This window comes from Daejeonella sp. (assembly GCF_044342615.1).
GTDB lineage: Bacteria > Bacteroidota > Bacteroidia > Sphingobacteriales > Sphingobacteriaceae > Daejeonella.
In genome coordinates this window covers 1-6,459 of record NZ_JBIIPN010000143.1, presented here as the reverse complement: position 1 = coordinate 6,459, position 6,459 = coordinate 1, and the positions used below count along the sequence as shown (strand labels likewise).

Genomic DNA, 6,459 nt, shown 5'->3' with positions numbered 1-6,459 from the left:
ACTTGGATGTAAATCCTTAATTTTTTGTGCAAGTTGATCTTGTAGGGAAAGGGCCATCTTTTTAAAATGAAACTAATTAATACACTAACTAATTAATAATTTTTTGGTAGTTTGTTATGGTAGTTTTGAACTAAATATTTTTTTTAAATTGGAAAATATATTTTTTTAAATTTAACAATATATTCGAATTGAAATATTTTAAATTTGATATCTAATACATTTAATGTTACTTTCTTTTATTGAAAATTTATTAAGCCCCTAAGGGGAAATACCGACTTTTTAAAATTCTAAATTATTTTTAACATTTTTTATGGGTGCAATAGTATTATTCTTTGTTAAAGTTATTTTTTTTATATCCATATTATATCTTGTTTTTAAGCTTGGAAAAATAGTTTTCAATAGCTTAAAATCGCTATTGGGAGGCACTGTATTATCGCTTATTGACGAGAAAAAATTGGCTATAGATACAAAGGCTAAATTCGAGTCTCTAAACGAGCTTGAAGTGCTAAAATTTGTGATGGATACAACGGGCTGGACTTTAGCAGAATCAAAATCTTTTTGCGACAAAATAAAGCTACAAACTGGTCATGTTCCAAAGGCTAAGCCTACCGAGACTCCAAAAGAACCTTCTACAACTTTGAAAAATCATATTTCAAAAGAAGAATTAGAAATCAATGTTCGTGAGAAAATAGTGGCAATTGGTAAATTAGAAACCATAAGCTATATCATTAAAATTACGGGCTGGACTTTAAAAGAATCCAAAACCTTTTGCGACAAGATCGAAGCAGAACTAAGTCAGGAGATTCAAGCTACATCTCAGAAATTAAATAAAGTATCAGCCACCAATTCTAAAGCAGATGAGGATCAAATAAACCTCATCATTAGTAAAACAGGATGGGCTTATGATAAAGCAAAAGCCTATTTTGAGGATATTCAATCCTATGAAAAAGAATCTCAAAAGGTAGTTGTTATCAAGAAATCCAATTAGACATATTTTTAACCCCTAAATACCCCAAATGAATAATAGAGATTTTAGTGATATTCCTGTTGAAAATGATACTAAATTATTTTCAAGGAATTTAATTGAATTAAATGGTATTCCATGTGCTCATGAAAATTGGGGATGGGATGGAGTATGGGCGGAAAGCCTAATTTTTTACAAGGAAGATCTTAAAGACCTCAACGAAGATGGCATATTTGATTTTGTAACTGCTCATAAAAAAATTAAAAGGAGCGACTCAACCATTAAAATAAAGGACAAATATATCTTTGTTAACTACAATTTTGAAATAAAATAATGATTTTTCAATGAGATAAAGGAATTTAAATAAGCCAATTTAAATTGGCTTATTTAAGCTTTTATTTTCATTTCAAATTTTTCGCAAGTATAATACCTGCTTGACAATGATTTTCTGTCCAATTCACATTTTAAACCTTGCCCAATTCCCACCATCCATAATAGATGTTTACAATTAAAACAAACCTTTTCGTCTGGTTGAGGGTTTTCTATTTTGTTAATTTTACTCATTTTTTATTTTAATTTTTAAATTATATTGTTCAATATTTTTCCTAATCCTTCAACAAATATCCCACATAAACATAAAGTGCAATAAAATCGGAAGCAAATTTAATTTGGTTATGAAGCCCCATTTCTAGATGCTCACTATTATTGTCGTGTGTAAACAGATTTCTATAGAACACTAAACTTCTAATAGTTTTTGAAAACTTTCTTTTTTCGTGGTTTATTAATGAAGAAGGAATTGATTTTGCTTCAAAGTTATAGGTATATAAAGACTCTAATTGGTAATTGGAATGTATGCATGTTCCTAATCCATCTAAATTTAACAGGTCTGAATCTAATTTTTTAAGATAGGTTTCAAAACCGTGAGTAAGTTTTATGATACAGGCTTCTCTATCATAAAAATCGGTACGTGAAAACCATAAATCAAAAATAGATTGCAATAAGGAACTTCCCCAGCGACTATAATCCCCATTGATTTTTAAAGCATTGTAAAAGGTTGCTAAGCCATCTGAAATCCATTCGTTATTTAATCCAATTTGAATAAGTTCCTTCCTAATTTGTTTATCAAACTTAGAAAATTCAAATGCTTCCCTTTCATTAACATATTTAAAAATTTCTGGAGTTGGTCGGCTATCGGGAACAGGAATTATTGTTTCAATAACATCAGATTCCAATTCTTCGAAAGGTATTGTGGTATCAATTGTTTCTTCTTCTCGTGTTTTTGCTTCTGGTAAATTCTCAATCTTTAATTGAATATGGGGTTTACCATTTATGATTGTTTTTAAGAATAAGTCTTCTCCAAAAATTTTATATAGATTCTGAATTTTAATATCTGAAGGAATATGTTCTTGAAACAATTCAACCAATTTTTTTAAAGGAACTGCTGCATTTTTCGTCCCTTTTAAATAATCAATTGCTAGTGATCGAATTACCTTTCTATAGCCTGGCTCTGGCCTCGAACTTATTTTTCCTATAGATTCTAAAAGCTCATTATCTAATAAAAGGTCATTATTGGCCTCGATTTTAATTGCTCCGATTTGAATTAATTTATTGAGGTTATATTCTATAGAAGCTCTAATCTTACCTTTGATATTTTCTTGTTTCCCCCAAGAATTAATTGATTTTATGAGTTCTTGTTTTTTGACAATGACTCTATTTGAAAAACATTCAAATATTTTTTCCAAAACCCAATCACCAAGTTCTTTATTCATTTTATTCCTCAATTTTATGGTAGGATATTGAGCAATAAAGTCTTCATGTATAAAAATCTGATTATCATCTAATGAGATTCTACAAGATTGAGAAAGGTATGCACGTATAGAATTGTCTGGATAATTATAATGGTTTTCTATTAATACATTTTTAATGGTGTCGAAATGAGTAAAACCATTATTGTTTTGTAAGTATTGTTCAATGAATTGTTGACCCGTTAAACGATTTTCATCTGAATCACCATATCCCCATGTATTGTTCCCAAATGAAATTATTTTCTCTTTTCCTGATAGGTAAAGTTCATTTTCTAAAATTTGAGGCAAACCATATTCTCTGCATTTCTGGTTATAAAGGCTAAGGATTTCATCTTTTTTAAGAACACTTTTTTTCTCCAATAAAATTCTGCGAACCTGTAAACTTTGATTACTTAAGTTCGGCCATTCTACTTGAAAATAGGATGTCATATTTTCAGTTTTTACACTGAAATAATTAGGGTTTAATTCAAGAATTTTTCTTGTTAGCTCTTCATTAAACTCAAATTTTTTATTGATCTCTTTTTTGATTTTATTGGTCAACTGTTCCCAATCAATCCAATTATCCTCAGATTTTAGAACTTGCTCTGCTGCTCTAAAATGCTCTTCAAATACTGTAATTGGAACTTCTGAATCAGTAAGGAATATTGAATTTCCATATTTTGAAATTTTCAAATCAAAGAACTCGATTAGGCGTTCTAAGTGCTGAAGGTTATCAATTGGCTCTCCGTTTGAAATGAATTCGAATATATTTTGAGTATATAAAAAGCAACTTTTTAATTCAGTTACTCTATTAAATAATTCAGCTTGGACTTTAATTCTATCATGGCTAGCATAAGGATTACTAAACAGTATGCTTAAAACCGAACCTTGCGGTGTTCTAATATATTGTCTGATTCTTTCCTTAGTCATGCCGAATAACTCAGCAATTTCTTCTGTTTCGTGAATCCTATTACCTTCTAGTCCGTAATAGAGTTTTAAAACTTCGACTAATTTTTTCTTTCCTCTACTTTCATATAAAAAAACAACATCCTTAATAAGTTGTTCAATGTCAGTTGAAATAGAATTTTGAGGCGAATAATTAAGCGGAATGCTAATTTCTGCTATTTCATTCATGTAAAAATTTGTCACCTCAATTTTTGATTCCAATTCAAATAATTTCTTTTTGAAATGGAAATACTGATTGACTTTACCTACACCGAAGCCACGAAATTTTCGATATAAATCATCTTCAGAATACTGTAATAAATCATATAAAGAATCATTCTCAGCATAAATGGAATTTAAAAAACTAGAGGGTACAATTTTTTTTAAATGAGAAAAGTCTTTGATCTCTTTTAACAAATCATCGTATTCAATTGGTGTTTTTCCGAAATTGTGAAACAATTGTGAGATTTCGTTTTCCATTTCTTTAAGCTGTGTTTATAGGTAATTTGTAAAAAATCGAAAAATAATTTGGATTATGCAAATTTTGTTATGATAAATCTTATTTGAGTTAATAATTTTTCTCAAAACAATTTTTAATTTAATTGAGAGTATTGTAAATGCTTTTTAATAAATTTAATTTGTTTTAAAACCAATCAATTCCGATGTAAAGATTTACTTTAATCTTTTATTAATGGAATAGATTAAAATTTTTAATGATCAAAATTAACTATACATTAGGTTTATTATTTTTAAATACAAGCTTGTATTAAGCCAAAAAATATAAAACTGCACGGTATTTTAGTCTAAAATTTAATTATAAAATTGAAAAGCTATGCGCAATAACTACAAGTATTTATTAATCCTGTTTTTTGTTAACGTTCTTTCACTTAACACTTTTGCCGATTCTCCACTTACAAGTACGCCATTTGGACGAGCTTTTATCACTGAACCTATTGTAGCGAAAGCTGCGAAATCAAAAGGCAAGATAAGCAAGGAGATGTTAGGCTATTTAGCTGATGAGTCAAATCCTATTGAGATAAAACTTGCCCTAATAAATCAGCTTGGCTGGAGCATTAAAGGGAAAAATAATGGAAAGCGTTATTTTAACTATCTCACTAAAACAAGGAATTATAAGAATGAAGGTGATTTATTAGAAAATTGTAATGGGGATGAAATGATTTCTTTAGCTTATTTATATGCTATGGATAATTATTTTGACGTCTCTAATGCCATTCTATATGCAGAAGTTGGAGTATTTAAGAATCCAGGCAATTATTCTGCTCATATTATACGTGGCTTAATTTATGCACAGGAGAAATTAAATATTGGGGAGTGGTGTGAATCATATTATTCTACAGACAGGGTAAGAAAAGATCCTGAAGTTTTATATAAAGATTTTAGCCAGGATGCAATTGATATTATTTTTGAGTACATGGATATTTACAAGAAATACTGTAAATATTAATTCCTTCGTGAATCCAAATAATTTCAAATTAGCCCTTTAGAATTAAGGGCTAATTTGTTGAGCGTATTCCCTTTTATTTATTAAGAAAACTTTCAAGCTTCTCTTGATAAGGGATATATAAATTTTTGTGTTGAAATAAGTCCTTAAGATTTACCTCATTCTCAACAAATATTTTTTCAATTTCCTCTTGTCCCATTTCCTCCAACTTTAATAAATTTTTGATGATGATGGTTAAGGCCCAAGAGAAATCGAAAAGTGTTTGTTTAACTTCATTGGTAGCGTCTTCCAATTCTTTCATTACCCATAAATTTACTTCTTGATCAATTGGCAGAAGCTCACCATCTCCTTTATAAATATGTTCCATGCTCACATTGCGTTTTGTAAAACCACATTCTGTAGCGCCATACATAAGGTATTTGGTTGCCATAAGTAAATCGGATGTTCCACCATCTGAAACATAGTCAGTTCCGAAAACAAGCTCCTCGGCTAGCTTACCTGCTAAGCCAACTTTCACGTCTGCGCGAACTTTGGCTAAACTATTCACTTCAGAAAATTTATCAATTTGTACATAGCCCCCAGTTGATGAAGCGGCAGTTTTAATCGTGATCTTTTTCGGGAATTTACCGAAGTACAACATATAGGCTAATGCGTGCCCTGCTTCGTGGACTGCAATAACAGATTTCAGATCCGCAGTTTGCTCCCTGTTTTTGGCCTTTCTGATCGGCAAGTGTAGCTCTTTGGTGAATATTTTATCAGAATCACAAATGGCTTCAAACATATCTCCATTCACTCTAATATTAATTACACGATTCTGGCTTGGTAGCACAGATCCTAACATTTCCAAAATAACCGGCTCAAGCAAATAGCGAACAGTTGATTTCAAGGGTCTTAAACCTTGTGCAGGAATGACTCCCTCCTCATACAACATGTTATTAATCGAAGCATCGAAATTTAATTTGCAGCTAAATTCCGATTCGTACTTTTCAAGAATATTGATCAATTGTTTTTGAATATATTGCCTAAAAACATCTCCGCTTAATGCGGGATATATCAAGTGGATATTCCCTAATCTGGCAATTTCCTCCAAACGAAATTTTGATTTTAAAACATCTTTAATTTCATTAAAACTTACTTTTTTAGATTCTTCATGAAAAAAATCGGCATTATCTTCTGATGACATGGAATAGCTCATGTCATAGGCGGCATCTAAATTTCCCAAAACAAAAATTAAAGATTTTTTAAGATTCACCTTCTTAGCACCTGTTGAACCCAAAGAAATCTCTTCTAAAAATGCTTTTAAT

General features: G+C 30.1%; 5 protein-coding genes. 3 read left to right on the top strand and 2 right to left on the bottom strand.

Annotation, left to right across the window (positions count from 1 at the left end):
• The first annotated feature begins 310 nt into the window (after window positions 1-310).
• Together ACIQ0D_RS10885 and ACIQ0D_RS10880 are read left to right on the top strand one after the other, a co-directional pair.
• The gene (locus tag ACIQ0D_RS10885; protein ID WP_395805514.1) at window positions 311-988 is read left to right on the top strand and encodes a hypothetical protein; all 678 of its coding nucleotides are present in this window, start codon (window positions 311-313) and stop codon (window positions 986-988) included.
• 28 nt (window positions 989-1,016) lie between these two features.
• The gene (locus tag ACIQ0D_RS10880) at window positions 1,017-1,298 is read left to right on the top strand and encodes a hypothetical protein (RefSeq protein WP_395805512.1); all 282 of its coding nucleotides are present in this window, start codon (window positions 1,017-1,019) and stop codon (window positions 1,296-1,298) included.
• 271 nt (window positions 1,299-1,569) lie between these two features.
• Here ACIQ0D_RS10880 and ACIQ0D_RS10875 read toward each other — a convergent pair whose 3' ends face one another.
• Complete coding sequence (locus ACIQ0D_RS10875; RefSeq protein ID WP_395805510.1) at window positions 1,570-4,173, bottom strand: hypothetical protein; 2,604 nt, start codon at window positions 4,171-4,173, stop codon at window positions 1,570-1,572.
• A gap of 352 nt (window positions 4,174-4,525) precedes the next feature.
• Here ACIQ0D_RS10875 and ACIQ0D_RS10870 point away from each other — a divergent pair, with 352 nt between their 5' ends.
• Window positions 4,526-5,158 carry a hypothetical protein gene (locus ACIQ0D_RS10870; protein ID WP_395805508.1) on the top strand — a complete coding sequence of 211 codons (633 nt, stop codon included), beginning with the start codon at window positions 4,526-4,528 and terminating at the stop codon, window positions 5,156-5,158.
• Window positions 5,159-5,231: 73 nt separating this feature from the next.
• Here the strand turns inward: ACIQ0D_RS10870 and ACIQ0D_RS10865 are convergent.
• On the bottom strand, window positions 5,232-6,459 hold a 1,228-nt coding region (locus ACIQ0D_RS10865; RefSeq protein ID WP_395805506.1), incomplete at its 5' end, for a hypothetical protein.